Annotated in this window: 8 protein-coding genes; 2 read left to right on the forward strand and 6 right to left on the reverse strand. The window is 47.4% G+C overall.

Annotation, left to right across the window (positions count from 1 at the left end):
• Window positions 1-58 precede the first annotated feature (58 nt).
• From pelF to NMUL_RS16220, 5 genes are all read right to left on the reverse strand, one after another.
• Entirely contained in the window at window positions 59-1570 is a 1512-nt protein-coding gene (gene pelF / locus NMUL_RS12695; RefSeq protein WP_011381724.1) for a GT4 family glycosyltransferase PelF, read from the reverse strand.
• Window positions 1570-2589, reverse strand: coding sequence for a tetratricopeptide repeat protein (locus NMUL_RS12700; protein ID WP_011381725.1), 1020 nt, complete (start codon window positions 2587-2589; stop codon window positions 1570-1572). Before NMUL_RS12700 ends, pelF begins: the two co-directional genes overlap by 1 nt.
• Window positions 2574-3956, reverse strand: a complete 1383-nt coding sequence (locus NMUL_RS12705) for a GAF domain-containing protein (protein ID WP_167535590.1) — start codon at window positions 3954-3956, stop codon at window positions 2574-2576. The genes NMUL_RS12700 and NMUL_RS12705 overlap by 16 nt, the downstream gene beginning before the upstream one ends.
• A gap of 24 nt (window positions 3957-3980) precedes the next feature.
• Window positions 3981-4550, reverse strand: coding sequence for a putative lipoprotein (locus tag NMUL_RS12710; RefSeq protein WP_011381727.1), 570 nt, complete (start codon window positions 4548-4550; stop codon window positions 3981-3983).
• Window positions 4551-5388: 838 nt separating this feature from the next.
• Window positions 5389-6837, reverse strand: coding sequence for an endo alpha-1,4 polygalactosaminidase (locus NMUL_RS16220; protein WP_011381728.1), 1449 nt, complete (start codon window positions 6835-6837; stop codon window positions 5389-5391).
• Between the two features lie 587 nt (window positions 6838-7424).
• Here NMUL_RS16220 and NMUL_RS12720 point away from each other — a divergent pair.
• Both NMUL_RS12720 and NMUL_RS12725 read left to right on the forward strand, forming a co-directional pair.
• Window positions 7425-9560 carry an Agd3-related carbohydrate deacetylase gene (locus NMUL_RS12720; RefSeq protein WP_011381729.1) on the forward strand — a complete coding sequence of 712 codons (2136 nt, stop codon included), beginning with the start codon at window positions 7425-7427 and terminating at the stop codon, window positions 9558-9560.
• Between the two features lie 57 nt (window positions 9561-9617).
• Window positions 9618-10037, forward strand: a complete 420-nt coding sequence (locus tag NMUL_RS12725; protein WP_011381730.1) for a hypothetical protein — start codon at window positions 9618-9620, stop codon at window positions 10035-10037.
• A gap of 233 nt (window positions 10038-10270) precedes the next feature.
• Here NMUL_RS12725 and NMUL_RS12730 read toward each other — a convergent pair whose 3' ends face one another.
• Window positions 10271-13843, reverse strand: coding sequence for a tetratricopeptide repeat protein (locus tag NMUL_RS12730; protein ID WP_011381731.1), 3573 nt, complete (start codon window positions 13841-13843; stop codon window positions 10271-10273).
• Between the last annotated feature and the right edge of the window lie 696 nt (window positions 13844-14539).

Below are 14539 nucleotides of genomic sequence, written 5' to 3' on the forward strand. Positions count from 1 at the left end.
AAAGGGAGGGAAAAACAAACAAAGGGGCCCGGTCACGACCTTACACAGCTGGGATAACTTATTGTGCTATCGCTTGGTCATAAATCTTCTTATAGCTGTCGAGCATTCTGGATTGCGTATAATATTTTTCAAATCGCTGAATACCCGCTTTCTGTGCTGCATGCCAACGTTCCCCGTCTGTCAGCAATGTAATCACAGCAGCAGCGGTGGCTTCCGGATCCGCGATGGGCGTTACAATACCTGCGCATCCCAAAGCACGGTCCTCGTCGCTGGCCCCCTCGATGATTTCCCGACACGCACCCACATCGGTCGTCACGACCGGCAAACCGCTGCCAAAAGCTTCGAGCAGCACCAAAGGAAAGGCTTCGCTGATCGACGTCAGTACAAGCAACCCTAGACGAGGGAGCACGTTGCTGATTTGCTGGAACCCCAGAAAACGTACTTTTCCTTCCAGTCCCAGCTCCTGAATCAGACTTCTGCATTCCGCCACATATTCCTGATCTTCCTCTTCAGGTCCGATCAGCCAGCCTTGAGCTTCAGGAAGTTGAAGCACAACCGTACTCATGGCTCTAATAAAGGTTTTAATATCCTTTATCGGCACTATCCTTCCAAGCAATCCGACCACGAGTGGAATCTTTTCTGGCCGTTCCGCACGTATAGGAAGAAAACGCTGCATTTCCATTCCGTTAGGGATAACCTGAGTGCGGTCACCATCCGCACCATCGGCAATTTGGCGCCTCCTATTATTTTCATAAAGGCTAATGATCGGATTTGAGGCTTGATAAATAAGGCGCCCAAGTGATTCAAAATATCTTATCCATAATAATTCCTGATATTGCATTCCCATATAAAGAGCATCGCTTAACGAATCACGATGTTCTTTAATGAAAAGGGACTGCAAGTCCACCTTTCTTTCCTTCGTATAGATGCCATGCTCCGTCAAAATAAGCGGCCGCCCCGTTCTGTAATGCAGTAATATGCCAAGAAAACCTGCAAAGCCGGTCGAAACGGTATGAAATGCTTTCGTCTCAACAGAAAACTGATTAGCCACCGAGGCAAGCATAAACAGTGGAGCGTGAGTCGCTTTGATTGCCCACAGGTAATGAATGAATGAATTCCCTGCGTTATATTTGTCGTAATACTCACAAATGTGCTGCCAGGACGCATCACTATGGAAAAACTCCTCTGCAGTGAAGCCGGACGGCTGCCCCAAAGAAACCAAAAGGTTCTTTAGGACAACCTCATCGAAACCCGAGCATGGATTCCGGAACCACTCATGGAGCTTTCCTGAACGCAGAATGTAGTCATTATTACCTTTGCAGCCCTTGGCTTTAGATAAAGAAAGACGCTCCCACAGATAGTGGCATTCCAGATGAACGACATTATCGGGCAGAACATATTTCAGTTCGCCATAATCACTCTTCCTGGATCCCAGAAAAACTAAAGAAAATGTGTACTGCGGCAACTCTGCGATAATCTGGTGCACCCAGCCCGAAACCCCACCCCTGATAAAAGGATAGGTGCCTTCCAGCAAGAGCGTGATATCAGCATCTTTCTGTTGCTTCTGCATCAACCCTCTTTCTGCCAGAACCGTGCTGCGGTAGTCAAAAGGGGATAAGCTGCGGGAAGTTCTATCCCCGTCATTAATTGTTTCACTTCATGATAATGGCGGGTATAAAAGGCTATCTCTGCGTAATAGGTCAGTAAGCCGACACACTCAATTCCGAAAATCTCGGCCTTTTTAAATTGTTCCAGGGCCTGCTGGTATTTTCCCAACTTCAGCAAAATTTGAGCATACTGGAAAATGAGCCCGGAATCCTGGGGAGAGTATCCGAGACCCATTTCAATGTATTTGTAGGCCATTCGGAGAACATGGTTTTTAGCTTCACCTTGGACCAGTCCGAGATGCGCCAATTCCCAATAGTCGTTTGCAATCTGCCGGCACAATTGTTTTTTCTTTCTGGGGTTTTCTATATTTTCAAGATCCTGCTTGGATTTCTCGATGTGCTTGCTCAATCTGTACTCTTTACGATCTAATAAGGCATAAGCAAGCAATCTGATATCGTCAATCGAGTCGGCCAGCGCTAAACGCAACAATGGTATTGCGTCCCTATCCTTAAGTTTCAATGTTGCGTACACAGCTTGCAGCCGTATTTCAGGATTTCTGGATCTGTATAGATCGTACAGGCTATGGGAGTTGACGGGCTGACCCCCTGTCACGCCAGCGTCAGAAGGAAGATCCCGAATCTTGTTTATGTTTATACACAAATTTGCGCTTTTTGGTTTTTTGGACGAAAAACCTACAAATGATAGAGCCAGAATCAGTCCTATCAATCCGAGGACAGGCAAATAAAAAACTATCACGAAGAAAAAAAGAGTTGCTCTGAGCGAAGTGTCTGCTTGGCCAGGAACAACAACCGTGGGAAAAATATAGGCGGCAACAGCGCTTGCAATAAAATGACAAAACAAGGCTGTGATCAGATTCTGCTCGGCTATGGAGGGACTGAAAAACAGTTGAAGACCATATATTTCAAGCCCTACGGCCATACCGAGTAGAATTAACTTAGACAGAATTATGAATATAGGCATTCTGACTCCCTGAATTCTTTGTAAATAAATTCGTTCTTACAAAACCGCTCTATCTCCAGTAAAACCTCTTCCGACGAGGTTTTGTTGTGTAAAATCCACATACAAACTCTGATATTGTCATCGCGAAAGCTGAAGGCTGTTCTATCGGGGCCCTCACAAATCGCGTCCGCTGATGGCCTTGACAGCTCAATCCGATTTAAGAATTCATTAGCGCCAGTTACGTCCGTAGAAGGTAATAATATTAAAAACAGGGAGCGGTCATCTCTATCTTTGGCAATAAGAATTTCATCTACGCCCCGTAATTCGCTCTGAAACTTAACGAGAAATTCCCTCTGCAGTTCTTCAGTGTTGATAGTGACGGCAATTGCGACAGCAGTTGTCTTTAAGTATTTCAGTTCCCCGAGAATTCGGCGCAGCCGCGCTTCAAACGCTTTTCTACCATCATTGTCCTGAGAATAAGATTCCGCTCGCCGTTTGATAAGATCCCCTATTTTTCCTCCCAAAACGGCGAGAAAATCCATAGTAGCTTCCTGAAATGCAAACAACGGCATTTCACTCACAACGACCATCCCCCAGATTTTCTGATATACGTCCACTAACGGGATGGCCACAAGGGCTCCAGTGGCAGGCGCTGAATCGTTTCTTTCCACTTCAATACTTGCAACATGGCCAGTACTGAGCGCTTCTCTTATTACAGAATCTGAGCTCGATAACGTGCGAGGCTGTCCTAAACGCGCAACAGGGTTAACATTGATGTTTCGTTGTTCGTCTACTGCATAAATCCCCGCTGTCTGAACATTGGCATAGCTGGCAAGAATTTTAAGAATATCCTCCGAAATACCGGCTAGTGGCTCGCCCCTATTTTCTTCCAGAGACAAAATTTTCTTCTTCAGATCAAGTAAGGATAAACGCAAGCTTTTGGCCTGGCTTGCCAAATGCTGTTCCAATTGATAATGAGAGCCTTTAATCAAATGGTATGAGCGGGCAAACTTGTCCATCCTTACCTTGAGATAATTGTATTGATGTTCTAAAAGCCGTATCTTACGGACCCATGATTCACGAAACTCAGCCGTAATCACAGTGAGCAGCAACAACCCCGTAACCATTTCCTTAGGAAAAAAAGGAACTTGCGGCAATCTTAGAAAGAACCCAATGGAAATGACACTTATGAGCAATGCCGCGGAAGCAATTCCGCATGCGAACCCGTATTGAAGACCAATCAACAAAGGAGCAAGAATCAGCCAGGGAAACCGATAGTCGACGAAAAAAGGATCAGACGGATCAACAGCATAACCAATTATTGGGAGCGACAATGAGACCGCGATTGATTCCAGCCATTTGTTTTGTAAAACGTTACCCGGCATCATCGACTTTTCCATTCGTCATGGAAATCACGTTCCCGTGATTTCGATCCTTGAAGTCAACTCTCTAAGCAATTTTTGTGCGGTGCCACTGAGCGATCCTGTACTCCAACCTGATCGCGCTCCACTTGCAGACCAAACGACTTTGCCAGAAGGAATCTCTATAACCCGTATCGTCAGGCCCACAACCGGCTCGCTGCCAACCCCCAGTTTGTATTGCCATTCATCAACGCTTCCGGCAACCACATAAGAAACATCATCCTTAATAGCGGACACCAATGCTTTTTCCTGGCGTGTCCGGTCATCGAATTCAAGCCACCCCCTCTTGTCTGCATCCGACTGTTGGTACATTTCTATATTTGTAATCCCTCTGATTCTGAGGAATGTGGCCAGCATTTCTTCCACTTGCTCGCCTACCCGCGGAGTCTGTGAATAATTTTGAAAAGGCAAAATCATCCAACGCTCGGAAGGAGAAAGTGAGGGACCTTTCTGTATGTCAATTACTGAACAGGCAGTCAAAGAATTGAACAAAATAATAAAAACGAAAAATCTAAGTTTTGTATTAACAAAGCCCATGATTTTTTTGTTACTGATAAACATAAACGAGACCTCTTTTTCTAATTAATTAATGGTCACTTTCTTATAGATTTGGTCCTATACAAGCGATGCAAAGCGACGTATTGCGACCGCTAACTTGTCTAGCCTATTAGAGAGAGCGCCTGCTCTCTCAACCGTTCCGGAACGGGTTACCGCCAGTTTTCCAGCCCTGACAATGGGTACCGCTTTGAGTAGATCCATATTACAAAGACTTCTGGAGCTCGCTATGTGCGCTATTTCACATAGCGAAATCTTATTTCCTACAGCAATGCACGCTCCCACCAGAAAGGTGTATAGCTATTCCCGCATGTTTACGAATAACGGGCGGGATTGGAGCGTGATTTTCTGTATCTTGAATATCCTTTAGTACCATCAATTGAATGATGGCCGTCCTCGCTTTCTGCTGTGGGAATTGAAGAAAGCAAAGGTGGAGCTGCCGTTAAGGTCCTGAACTACAAATCATACGAACGTTAAACCTTGCTTCCGCATTAGGAATTAGTGGACCGGCTCGATCGAACCTGAGGATGCACTGATGTAGGGGGATAGGTAGATTGAATCGGAACTGAGGGGAGCAGGAACAAGATGCGCCCCGCATTTCGCGATTGGCGGCCTGTTCGGGGAAGGGCGCGAGACGCGAGGCAGGGCTGGTTCGGCGCGAGTTCCGGGCGGGAATATCCGCATGCGAAGGGGTTGCCGCTCAAGCCAGGTAGGTGGGATGGAATGAAATCAAACGCCGCTGGCAACCACAGACGGCGTTCCGGAAACCCACCTGCTTCTAAACCGATGTGATGAAGGTGGGAGCTGCTGTCCTTTTCGAGGGGCGGCAGCTACGTTGGTGTGACTATCTGCAGGATTCCCTCCAGGCATCCAGAGACAGGTTTTTCTTTAGAAAATCGAAATTCAATGTATTTGCTTGCGGGCAAAAGCTTGAATTCGCGAGATTGTATTCGATACCGAATACAGCTTTTCCGGCATCAACAAATGGTTTGAGTGTATCGCATTCGCTGTACTGGAAGCATTCTTCATTCACGGCAAAGTCGAAATAATTCACAAGATCCTTGATTTGGTCGAGATTATTTTTCAAACCTATAGCAAGCCCAAGTTCATGTGCCGCTTCAGCAAGGGCTACGTTATAAGTCAACTGATCGTTGTAGCTGAGGACAAATCCCGTATTGTTGCTGTAGCCGTCAACGTTGTCTGGATCGACGCCATCGCAGCCTTTCTGCGCGGCCTGTTCCATCCGCGCCCGCATGATGGGAATGAGAATATCCAATTTTCTTATGTCCAGCCATTTCTCACCTGCCCAGCCGTCAAGATTCCGGCCGAGAACCACGATTGGAAATGAGGCAGCATCAGGACGCCAGTTTTCATGGCTCCCCGCACTAAAATAACAAATAACTCGCTTGCCTGTTGATCTCAGTGCCGAGATAACCGCTGCACTTGTATCAAACAAATCGAGATTATAAACGTCGACACCGAGCGATGTATTAATCGTACCAGTGTACTGAATTTGCCACTTTGATCCAGGGGCAGGTTGCCAGCGGTTTCCATCGTTTACAACGGTGGGCGGCTGGCTGCTAGCTGCATCATTGCTTGACCCTAGGGTATCTGTAGATGGATCGGATACCGCACTTTTTACTTCCAACCCAATGAAATCAAGTTGGCTATTGTTTCCTCCATTCCTTGTCACGTAGCGTAACGTTATCTGATTCCGGCTGTTAATAAATTGGGATGGTTCTATTATCGTTGTGAGGATATCACTCCAGAATCCATCTTTTACATTGCCATTGTCTGCAATATGGGCCCACTTGCCAGTTTTAACATTAAGTAATTGAAATTCCCACTTTTGAAGAGACTTTTCTCGCCCACGGTAATTTGCATGGAATATTAATTGCTGAATCGTTTTATCAGGTTTAGCTGGCAGATTGAACCGAAAAATTCCCACATATCCCAGTTGATCGGTAGCAAATTCTATATAGCTGTCCGAATTATCGTCCGAGCTCTGCTGATCTTTTACAGCGAGAACTTCCAGGGGCTGGGGCGTCGATGAACCTCTTTTATTTAATAAGCTAGATGGAAAAATGAACTCGGCGAAGCTCACATTCGCACTTAGAAGAGTAATGCCAACAAGCAGCTTAATTACGCTTTTTACTTGTCTGAGGGACTTGATCAAAGAAATATTCGCACTTAGAAGAGTAATGCCAACAAGCAGCTTAATTACGCTTTTTACTTGTCTGAGGGACTTGATCAAAGAAATATTAGAAATTGTATTTGTTGCGGTTTCCGACATTGTATTGTTTTCCTCAATTGGAATTTATGAAGCTATTGGAATTTATAAAGCCAAATAGAGTTAATAATTTGGTCCGGGAGTAACGGTAAGGTGACTCGGAGTTCGAAGCCGGAGCCATAAACGCCGCCTCCAGATCCGAGGTCCATTCCTGATGGAAATATCTCGTTGACAGCGCCTTGCAAACGCATGCGGTTCTTATACCGAGAGAAATCGTGCCGCTGTCTTTCACTACTGTGACTAGCTCGCGGTTCGCTGTCGTTGCACTATCCCCCTCCTTGGCGATTCTACGGATTTTACGTTATCCCTTCCGCACCGATGAGATTCGTTTTCGGGTGAGAACTACTCCGGAAGCTGAAGGAGGAAGTAAGCAATTAGCAACGAGATTCAGGCGCTCGATGGAAAAAGTGGGTGAACGCGTGTCATATAGCCCTTTAAGCCAATTAAGCCATCTTTTTTGCCGTTTTAGCCATTTAAAAAAATTTTTTTACCTTATCCCAATATCCCAGCGATTTTGTATACCCCGGTCTATGCTGGACTAGGGAATCCCCCATTTTTTTGTCTTCGTTTACGAAAAGGAGATTTCATTCATGAAAGAGAACTTGAGTCTGAAACGCTCGTTACTTGTCTCGGTGATAATGGGGCTGGCTTTAATTGGGGCATCGCCGGCATTTGCCGATAATGCTGTCAAATTGAGGATATTGCTCATTACGACAGGCGATATAACGACAGACCCTGTATTTGCTTATATCAAGCCCGTCCTTGACGAAATGGGCGTGCAATACGATGTATTCAATGCCAACACGCAGGATTTAACGGCAGCAATGCTCGCCTCTTCTTCAACCGGAGCCGTCTGCAAAGCTCAGGATGCCGGGTGCATAGGTAGTTACAATGGCATTATCTTGACCGACTCTGACTTGGTCCCAGCCTTCACGCCTTCCGAATGGGATATCCTTCATGACTACCAGAAAAACTTCGGGGTCCGCGAGGCAGTGCTATCGGGGTGGCCGGCTACTTATTCGGACCCGGGACCTCCTTCTGGCATCTACCTGGATTACGGGCTTGTCTATTCATCCAGTGGAAACAACTACGAGGGTACGTGGAGCGTGCCCACCACAGCCAGCAAGGAAATTTTTGAGTATGTGAACCAGGCTAATCCACTTCCAATTACGGACTTTGCCTTCGCCGCCAATCCTCGAAATGATGGTACCGCTATGCGGGATGGGACCGTAGCCACTGTTGAGCCCCTCCTCAAAACCCAGAATGGCGAAGCGCTGGTATCGGTCGTGCGGTACATGATGCCGAACCAGGCTACACCCGCACGCGAAGTCATGATCTCGACCATTACGAATGCTTCATTTCTCATCCACTCAAAAGTTCTGGCCTATGAGTTCGTCAACTGGGCGACGCAAGGGGTCTTCGTTGGGAAGCGCTATGTCCATATGGCAGCCCACGTGGACGATTTGTTTCTGAGCAACAGCCTGTGGGATTCCGAACTCAAGAATGATCATCCTACCAATACCTATAGGTTAAACAGCGGCGATATTGCCAATGCAGTGAGCCAGCAGAACGCCTTTCGTGCCGCTCATCCGACAGCCGGGGCCTTCAAGCTGGATTTTGCCTTCAACGGTTCCGGGGCAGTGGTAGATCCGGAAGCAATGACATTGGCTCCAAATCTGACGGAAGACCTGGTAGCGGCAGTGGTGGCTAATAAAGCACAATTCCGCTTCATCAACCACACCTTTACACATGCCGACATGGATAAGGCGCCGGTTCCGGCTAATGCTCCCTGTGATTATGAAACCTTTACTACCATCGCGGCAATCAAGGCGGAAATTACCAAGAACCGGAAGGTCTGGGATCTTCTGACGCTTCCCGAGAGGAGCCAGAACAATCGGGTGCTCGTGAGCGGCAATCACTCCGGCTTGAAAGACCGCAAATGCACTGCGGATCCTGCCTTGCATCCGGAGATGTTCGACGTTCAATCGGATGACGTGGCATTTGACGAGGGTGGCGCCAATCCACTATTCCTCCAAGCCGTCGCTGACCTGGGCGTGGACTATCTTGCCTCGGACTCATCGCAAAAGGGCCAGAACCTCGAGCAATATATCACTCAGTACGACGATGGCAGCAATACGGACCGGGTCATGCTGCCGCGCTGGCCCACCAGCGTTTTCTATAATGTAACGAACCCAGCTCTGCTGGTGGATGAGTACAACTATATATTTCATGATAGGTTTGTAAAGGCCGGGCAGAATCCATGCGAAATACCGGGAGCCATCTGCACTCCCCGTAATTACGCGGAAATTCTACTGGCAGAGGCAGATACTGCATCACGCCACATGCTGATGTTCAACAAATGGCCTCATTTTTTCCATCAGACGAACGTGGCCAAATACGATGCAAGCGGCAGTACGCTCCAGTTTGACTGGTTGAGCGCCGTTTTCGCCCAGTACGAGCGGCTTTTCAAGCTACCGGTCAGAAATTATCCCTTTTATCTTATTGGGGACAATACTGAAGAAGGTCTCAAAGCCAAAGCTGCGGCGATTCAAGCAGTGTGGAATCGCGCGACCAATCAGGTCACCCTGTCAGCAAACGTAGCCGTACCCCTTCTTTTTGTCACGGGTATCTCCGGCGGGGAACTATACGGCGGTCAGTTTATCCGTCGCATTAACATAACCACAACGCCCGCATCGTATGGGGTCAATCGGGGACTTACTCAATGAGTATCCACTACTCCGAGAAATTTTTTCGGTAAAGATTAAATTAAGAGGATTTTCAAAATGGTGAACTATATACATTCGGTTAGAACTGTCCTTACCTTGCTGATTTTTGCCATTATCGTTTCGATTGGCTTGGGAACTACAGGGTCAGCACATGCAGTTCCAGACGAGGCTATAGGGAAAATTGGAAAGGCACTTAACCAGATCAATAAAGCGACTAGAATTGAGATACTGAAGAGGAATGACTATAAGTTAAAGGCGCGAGAACCGCATTACTCCGAGCAGGCCGCATCCCTGGCACAGCAATACAGAGAGACCGCCGAGTTAGTTGCACGTCAAGGCGGCGACACCCAGGCGCTTCTTGCCGCAGCTGCTTATTTCGAGGGCGAATCACAACTTATTTCGAGGGTTGGGCCGCTGGATCGCTTTCTGCCAAATGATAGTGCTTCTGTGAAGCACAATCACAGCTCCGCTAAATGAGAACGTGGAGTGCCCCCGGTGAAGCGGGGGTTTTTATTAACCTATGGGAGATCAATCTTCTGGCGCTTCCCGAGAGGAGCCAGAACAATCGGGTGCTCGTGAGCGGCAATCACTCCGGGCAGTACGCTCCAGTTTGACTGGTTGAGCGTCGTTTTCGCCCAGTTTCGGAGGTTCCGAATTGTCCCCGCCAAAAGCGGGGGCAATTATTCATCTATCCCAGCTTCCCCGGGGATTCAGAAGCGAATGGAGTATTGGAGGCCGGCCCCCGCATAAGCCTGATTAGTCCTGCCGCCTTGGACATTGCTATAAAAAACGCTGGCGCTAAGAATATCCGATCCCATTAACGATATCCCCATCAATACACGCGCGTTATACCCTAGATCATTAGCAGGCCACACCCATCCTGTCCACGCATCCCCAAGAACGAAGGGGCGTCGCAGCACTCCCTGATCAAACGGCCCATAGCGAAAACTCGTCCCCATGCCCATGAGAGCAAATCTCCGTGGGATCAGCGTCTCCACACCCGGCAAGGAAGGGCTCAATACCCCAGTTAAGTCAGAAGGAGTCGTCTGTGTAAGGTCGTTTCTTTCCAATGATCCCTGAAGTCTGATTTGCCAATCCTGAATGCCTCTAAGCAAAGAGTGGCCCAGAATCGTTTGCACCTTATAGCCTTTACCCAGGTTATTTCCTTCCCTGGTGGAATAGCGATGACCATCGATATCTACATGGAGGAATGTTTGCGGTGTTAATTGAGTAGTCACCCCCAGTAAAAGCATATCTTTTTTCCCTAGCGCTCGTAACGCCCCTGTTTCGTGGCTTAGTTCATTCACTCCTATACGCAAGCTGGTTTTTAATCTGCTTGTTACATCCTGGTTAACCCTGACTGCCCCGTAAGCAATGGAATCCACTTCTCTCAAGTTGCCACCGACATTCACCTGGTATGCCCCTTGCCCCAGAGGATGCTTAAATTCCGCCATTATGTCTACTTCATTATGTGCAGGCAGAACAATCTCCGGATTTGAAGAATCCAGATAGGTGTGCCTTACTTCCGCTGCCAGCACCCCACCTGAACCAGGCATATTAAAACGCGCTCGGCTTTCGATAAAATTTATACGTCCAAGCGTCTTGAAGTCAACGCCTCCTGTTACTTGCTTGCTTGATTTTACTATCAGATCATCCCTGACACTGAAGAGGTAAGATTGCAGTGCAGGGTCTCCTTTATGTGAATCAAGAAGTTTATAGGTAAATGACAACGCCTCCTCGTTTCTCTCCAGACGCCTGAGCGTCTCCATTCTGTTGAAGTTCGAAAGCCTGTCATTTTCGCTTTCAAGAATATGCTCGGCAGCAGCGAGATCATTTTCCCCCAGAGCTAAAGCAAGGCGCTGCCACGCTGGTGTTTCCTGTCTTGCAACATGCTCTTGCAATAACCAGTAACGAGCAGCCGGATAATTCTCCTGAGATAGGTATGCAGCGACCAGCAATTCTTGAACTCCAGCATTGTCGTATCCTTTGGCCAGAAATTTTTTTAATATAGATACATCAGCATTCACGCCTTCCATGTCGCGCATCAAAGCCAGATATTCCGGACGTAACCACTCCTTAATCTTCCTGGCTGAAACCGCATTACCAATTTCCTTGAGACGTGATCTTAAGTTAAACAGGACGTATTTACGCAGACGCCACGCTCCATCCCTATACCCAGCCCTGTTCATGACATCAGCATAGCTGAGCAGCCAGAGATAATCATCAGGATTGATCCGCGCCTTGCGCTCAAACCAGGGCAGAGCTTCCTGGTTCTGGCCAACCTTGACCAATGCGGTTCCATAAACGCCCCATAAAGACCGGTTTTTTGAGGCATCGGCTTGCCAGGTTTTAATATAGGACCGGAGTAACCGCTTATCACCTCGGCCAATGAGATTCCATAAAATTCCTTCCTTTGCGGTAGTCGATGCCGGACTGACTTTTAAAGCTTGCTGATACTGCTTTAAAGCTATTTCAGGTTTGCTCTCCCGGGTATTCAACTCCGCGCGCAGGAGCCAGTACATCTCTGAGTCCAGAAACTGCGACTCCTTACTCATTGCCACTTTAAAAAGCCGCCTTAGTTCATCTGACAAACCTGCCTGATTAGCAACATCCATAGCAAGCAGCAACCAACGAGGCTGTTTGAGACGATCATAAGCTTCTTCACCGATCGCGATGGATTCTTCTGCCCTGCCCATATCTCGCATCAACTGAATCAACCGTTCCGCAACAAGCGCATTGGCATTTTCTGATTTCCACAGAATGCCATAAGCCGTCACCCCATGCTCCAATCGTTTCAGGTCCCACGAAAGCTCCCCTAAAATCTCCCAGAAATACGTCTCATTTGAGGTCACATTATTTTTATTTGATAACAGTATAGAAAGAGCCTTCTCGGGTTTGCCGTTTTTCCGCGTTAATCTGGCTTGATGAGCCACCGCCTCTGGCATGCGATTGAAACGTGCCCCGATAAGTTGCCACGTCGTCACGGCATCAGTTAATTGTTCTGCACTTTCCTGTGTTTTAGCCAACGCTTCCCATCCCTGTGAATCCTCAGGATACCGCTTTAAATAGGATTTCAGAAAATTGACGTGATCAGCTAAGCTTCCCGCCTCCTTGTAGGCAGATAACAAGGTGTTCATTTCCTCGCTTGTTAATTTCCGTGTGTTTGATAACTGTGTCAGCAGTTCCAAAGCAGCATCGTAAGCTTTTAGCCCTACCGAAAGCCGAACCGCATTCATGATGGCCGCATCATCTTTCCTATTTCTTGCCAGCCATAACCATTCCTTCAATGCGATCTCTGGCATCAAAGCCCATTCTGCAATACGTCCCACCCTTTCATGAGCGCTTTCATCGGCTGGAACAATCTCAACCACCCGCTGAGCTAAAACCAAAGCCGGCCGGATTTCCCCAACCGCAAGAGCACGATCGAGCTGCTTTTTAATTTGCACAGGATCGTTAGCCTCCAGCGCTAGCCGCAGTATGCCCATTTCATATGCACGCCTCGGCTCGTTGTCAGCCAGATTAATACTGATAACCTCATCTACCAGTTCAGGATCTTGTGGAAATTTCTGCTGATAGTTACGGAAATATTCGAGAGCGAGCTTACTATCGCCCGTCTCCCGCAATGCTTGAAGGGTTAGAATTGCAAACTGCCGGGCCTGGGATGCGTCCTTCGACATCTCATGGCATTTGTTATATATTTCCGCCGCCTTGCGGGGCATTTCTGATGCGATATACCACCTCGCCGATTCTTTTAATTTCTCCAGGCGTTCAGAAGAATCACGGACCACGGCTGACCAGCGATAATACAGGCCTGCAACGACAGCAGGTTGCTCAAGTTCCAGGCTAAGTTTAATAACTTTAGGCAACAAAGTAACTGGAAGCCGCTCCTTACTGATCTCAACAATACTGTTCCGCAGGCTGGCTAATTTTGCTTTCCGACCTGGATCGTTTTCCGCTGTGGATAAATAATCCTTGAAGCCAATTTCCAATACCAATAGCCTGACACCTAACTCTGCCGGTTCTTTTAGCAACGGCTCCAACACAATACGAGCTTCATCCAGTTGGCCGAGGTTCATATAGTGCCGTGCGAGCTCGATGCGCAAGCTTCTATCATCAGGGTTTATATTTAACAGAAGCCTTAAATACTGTACTGAAAGATAGTCCGGCTTCTGTGTTAATAATTCTTTTAACTGATCCTCTTTATAAAACAAAAGAGCAAAAATAACGGTCAGCCCCAAAATGAACAGCGATATTGTTTTTTTCAAACTACCAAACAAATTCATGATCGGGTTCCTTAGACAGAACGTCTCCTGCTACATGAAAAGTGTTTTAACTTGCCATATTATTGTTATTGGCTGCTCAAGAACCGCTGCCGTCACTTGGGCGAGCCGGAGTTGGAAATCCAGCGCTAAGTGGACAGTCACGGTTCTATTGTTGCTCAATGCAATGACTTTGCCAGATTAACTTTCTCACTGCCCATCCCATCCGATTCGTTCGATTGAAACAAGGTTGATATGCGCACCCCATCGCGTCGGTGCGATAGATCACACAATGGCATTTTTACAGTCGGAGTAAAAAAAAGAAAACTGCGGAATATTCATGGGTACGGCTCAAAAAAGATTACCCGCCCGAAGTGCTCATACTTCCAAGCACAAGCGCGCAGAGGACTTTTCGAGGTTGCTCACAGGGATTGCCAATGATGGGAAGAGGCTACGTTCATGATCTGATAACTGGAGGTGCGATGTCCCCCGATATGGATTCAGAGTTAATCACAATCACTTGTTCTTACTGCTCCGTCAAATACGAAGAGACAATCTTGCGGCTGAAGTACGAACCGAGACTTTCCTGTCCGGATTGCGGCAAATATATCGTCATCAATCTTCTTGACCTCTACACCATGCTTGAGTCGGTGCAAAAATCGTGTAAGGCGCTCCTCAAAAAATTGACCCCCACGTCAAACGGCAAAAGTCCGCATTAAT

The sequence above is a fragment of the Nitrosospira multiformis ATCC 25196 genome (assembly GCF_000196355.1).
Classification (GTDB): Bacteria; Pseudomonadota; Gammaproteobacteria; order Burkholderiales; family Nitrosomonadaceae; genus Nitrosospira; species Nitrosospira multiformis.

What these genes read in the sequence shown, in the direction of transcription:
- pelF (WP_011381724.1), bottom strand. Translation starts at nt 1,570, where the DNA reads ATGCAGAAGCAACAGAAAGATGCTGATATCACGCTCTTGCTGGAAGGC.
- NMUL_RS12700 (WP_011381725.1), bottom strand. Translation starts at nt 2,589, where the DNA reads ATGCCTATATTCATAATTCTGTCTAAGTTAATTCTACTCGGTATGGCC.
- NMUL_RS12705 (WP_167535590.1), bottom strand. Translation starts at nt 3,956, where the DNA reads ATGATGCCGGGTAACGTTTTACAAAACAAATGGCTGGAATCAATCGCG.
- NMUL_RS12710 (WP_011381727.1), bottom strand. Translation starts at nt 4,550, where the DNA reads ATGTTTATCAGTAACAAAAAAATCATGGGCTTTGTTAATACAAAACTT.
- NMUL_RS16220 (WP_011381728.1), bottom strand. Translation starts at nt 6,837, where the DNA reads ATGTCGGAAACCGCAACAAATACAATTTCTAATATTTCTTTGATCAAG.
- NMUL_RS12720 (WP_011381729.1), top strand. Translation starts at nt 7,425, where the DNA reads ATGAAAGAGAACTTGAGTCTGAAACGCTCGTTACTTGTCTCGGTGATA.
- NMUL_RS12725 (WP_011381730.1), top strand. Translation starts at nt 9,618, where the DNA reads ATGGTGAACTATATACATTCGGTTAGAACTGTCCTTACCTTGCTGATT.
- NMUL_RS12730 (WP_011381731.1), bottom strand. Translation starts at nt 13,843, where the DNA reads ATGAATTTGTTTGGTAGTTTGAAAAAAACAATATCGCTGTTCATTTTG.